The 3,635-nt window shown below is 64.5% G+C and carries 2 protein-coding genes and 1 pseudogene; 1 reads left to right on the forward strand and 2 read right to left on the reverse strand.

Annotated features, from left to right (window positions below):
- Positions 1 to 34: 34 nt before the first annotated feature.
- Positions 35 to 1,363: a citrate synthase gene (gltA, locus tag EOA79_RS30690; protein WP_095777720.1), complete on the reverse strand. Its 1,329-nt coding sequence runs from the start codon at positions 1,361 to 1,363 to the stop codon at positions 35 to 37.
- Between the two features lie 181 nt (positions 1,364 to 1,544).
- Entirely contained in the window at positions 1,545 to 2,969 is a 1,425-nt protein-coding gene (gene gltX / locus EOA79_RS30695) for a glutamate--tRNA ligase (protein WP_067319911.1), read from the reverse strand.
- 102 nt (positions 2,970 to 3,071) lie between these two features.
- Between gltX and EOA79_RS30700 the strand changes: the two are divergent.
- Positions 3,072 to 3,635: pseudogene (locus EOA79_RS30700) on the forward strand (competence protein); the annotation flags it as partial.

Below are 3,635 nucleotides of genomic sequence, written 5' to 3' on the forward strand. Positions count from 1 at the left end.
CTGTTCGCTACTCGCTATTTCGCTATTCGCTCAATCACCGCTTCGCAATCGGCACGTAGTCGCGCTCCGTGGCGCCGGTGTAGAGCTGGCGCGGGCGGCCGATCTTCTGGTGCGGGTCTTCGATCATTTCCTTCCACTGCGCGATCCAGCCGACGGTGCGGGCGACCGCGAACAGCACGGTGAACATGGTGGTTGGGAAGCCCAGCGCCTTCAGCGTGATACCCGAATAGAAGTCGACGTTCGGATAGAGCTTCTTCTCGATGAAATACTCGTCGGTCAGCGCGATCTTCTCCAGCTCCATCGCGATGTCGAGCAGCGGATCATCCTTGATGCCGAGCTCGCCCAGCACCTCATGCGCCGTCTTCTGCATGATCTTGGCGCGCGGATCGTAGTTCTTGTAGACGCGATGGCCGAAGCCCATCAGGCGGAACGGGTCGTTCTTGTCCTTGGCGCGGGCGATGAATTCCGGGATGTGATCGACATGGCCGATCTCGCCCAGCATGTTGAGGGCCGCCTCGTTGGCGCCGCCATGCGCGGGGCCCCAGAGGCAAGCAATGCCGGCCGCGATGCAGGCGAACGGATTGGCGCCCGAAGAGCCGGCGAGACGAACCGTCGAAGTCGACGCGTTCTGCTCGTGATCGGCGTGCAGGATGAAGATGCGCTCCATGGCGCGCGCCAGCACCGGATTGATCTTGTACTCCTCACACGGCACGGCAAAGCACATGTGCAGGAAGTTGGCGGCGAAATTCAGCTCGTTCTTCGGGTAAATGAAGGGCTGGCCGATGTGGTATTTGTAGGCCATCGCCGCGATCGTCGGCATCTTGGCGATCAGTCGCATGGAGGCGACCATGCGCTGATATGGGTCCGAGATGTCGGTCGAGTCGTGGTAGAAGGCCGACAGCGCGCCGACCACGCCGCACATGACGGCCATCGGATGGGCGTCGCGGCGGAAGCCGGTGAAGAAGCGCGACATCTGCTCATGCACCATGGTGTGGCGCGTCACGCGATAGTCGAAGTCGTCCTTCTGCGCCTTGGTCGGCAATTCGCCGTAGAGCAGGAGATAACAGACCTCGAGGAAGTCGCCGTGCTCGGCGAGCTGGTCGATCGGGTAGCCGCGATGCAGCAGGATGCCGGCGTCGCCGTCGATGAAGGTGATCGCCGACTCGCAGCTTGCCGTCGAGGTGAAACCGGGATCGTAGGTGAAGGCCCCGGTGGTGCTGTACAGCGCGCCGATGTCGATCACGTCGGGCCCGGTCGAGCCGCTTCGCACCTTGAATTCATGCGTCTTGCCGGCGAGCTCGAGCCTTGCGGTCGACTCGCGCGCCTTGCCGCCCGATTCCAGTTTTGTCGCAGCTTCGCTCATTGCAAACTCCTTTATGTTTTCTCATGCCGGCAAGGCAATTCCTGCAAACGACACGTCGAAATCACCGGAATGCGCGAACTTGCCACCGCATTTTAGGAGGTGCGTGCCAGATTGGGCCAAGGCCTAATGTTGCACTGCGAAACACACCTTTCAATGCCAATCTTCTTGGGCCAGTTCGCTCCTAATCGATTTGATCCGCAACCCGCGCCAGGCTCTCCTCACGGCCGAGCACAGCGAGCACATCGAACACGCCGGGCGAGGTGCTGCGGCCGGTGAGCGCAGCTCTCAGCGGTTGAGCCACGGCGCCGAGCTTATGGCCGCCTGCCTGCGCAAAATCGCGAATAGCGGCTTCCGCGGTCGCGGCGCTCCATTCGCTGGAGATCGCGGCGAGCGCGGCATGGGTACCGCGCAAAATGGCGCGGGCGTCGCTGCCAAGCAACCCCGCAGCCCTTTCGTCGAGCTGCAAGGGCCGCTCGGCGAACAGGAAGCCGGCTCCATCGACGAGCTCGACCAAGGTCTTTGCCCGCTCCTTGAGGCCCGGCATGGCAGCAAGCAGCTGTGCCTGGCGCCTGTCGTCGAGCTTGGCCGCAAGCGCCGGGCCACCCTCGAGATAGGGCAGGGTGGCTACGAGAATATCAAATAGCGCCTTGTCGTCCATCTTGCGCATATGGACGCCGTTCAGCGCCTCGAGCTTGGCGAAGTCGAACCGGGCGGCGCCCTTGTTGACGTCGGCGATGTCGAACCAGGAGATCATATCCTTGATCGACATCACCTCGTCGTCGCCGTGGCTCCAGCCGAGCCTGGCCAGATAGTTGAGCAGGGCCTCCGGCAGATAGCCCATGGCGCGATAAGCCTCGACGCCGAGCGCGCCGTGGCGCTTCGACAGCTTGGCGCCGTCGGCACCATGGATCAGCGGGATGTGCGACATCGACGGCACGGTCCAGCCCATGGCGTTGTAGATTACGGTCTGGCGCGCGGCGTTGGTCAGGTGATCGTCGCCGCGGATGATGTGGGTGACGCCCATATCGTGATCGTCGACGACGACGGCATGCATGTAGGTCGGGTTGCCGTCCGAGCGCAGGATGATGAAGTCGTCGAGGTCCTTGTTCGGGAATCGCACCTCGCCCTGCACGCGGTCGTGCACGACGGTCTCTCCTTCGGTCGGCGCCTTGATGCGGATGGCGCCCTTGACGCCGGGAGGCGCCTCGGAGGGGTCGCGGTCGCGCCACTGGCCATTGTAGCGCGGCGGCAACCCCTTGGCCCGCGCCGCCTCGCGCATCGCCTCCAGCTCGGCAGGCGTCTCATAGCTGTAATAGGCCTTGCCCAGCCGTACGAGCTCCTCTGCCACCTCACGGTGGCGCGGCGCTCGCTCGAACTGCGACACGGCCTCGCCGTCCCATGAGAGGCCGAGCCAGGTCAGCCCGTCCAGGATAGCGGCTGTCGCCGCTTCGGTGGAGCGCTCGCGGTCAGTGTCCTCGATGCGCAGCAGCATCGTGCCGCCCGTGTGCCTGGCGTAGAGCCAGTTGAACAGCGCCGTGCGCGCCCCGCCGATGTGCAGATAGCCGGTGGGCGAGGGGGCAAAGCGGGTGACGACCTTGTCGGACATGGAACTCTCGGAAGAAGCTCTGAAGCGGGCATGATTGCGCGGACTTTCGCGCGGTGGGCGTTCATGTAGCATAGGAGGTCTGGGGCGCAAGGGGCAGACCCGATGGCTGGACGTGGCCGGGGTGCGGAGGATGGCGAGAAGACGACGGCTGGCGTGAGCGAGCGCCTGCTGTTTGCCGACACCGTGCCTGCCGAGGCAGTACCGGTTTGGGTTCCCGTGCCGCGTCCGGCCACCGAGATTTCGGACGGCGACGCCGTCGTGAAGCCGCCTCCGCCGGCAGCCATCGACTTGATCCGCAGGCGGTTCCGCCGTGCCTCGTTTTCCGCGATTCGCCGGGGTGTGGCCGAGGCAGCCTCCACCGAGCTCGACCGCGGCATCGGCTTCCTCCTGGTGCCGGTGTTCCTGGCCGCCGGCGTGATACTCTATTATTCCTTGAGCGCCGAGCCGGATCTTTACAGACCGCTGGCGGCGGTGGCGCTGATGGCTCTATGCGCGGCGGTTTCGCGTCCCTGGCTAAAGACACACCTGGTCTTTATGGCGGCGTTGTTTTGCGCGCTGGGATTCGTCGCCGCGAAGGTCGAGACCTGGCGCGCCGCTACACCGATGCTCGGCTCCGAAATCCAGACGCGGCTGACAGGCCGCGTCGTCCTCGCCGAGGGAATGGCC

It is taken from the genome of Mesorhizobium sp. M1A.F.Ca.IN.020.03.2.1, assembly GCF_004023205.1.
Classification (GTDB): Bacteria; Pseudomonadota; Alphaproteobacteria; order Rhizobiales; family Rhizobiaceae; genus Mesorhizobium.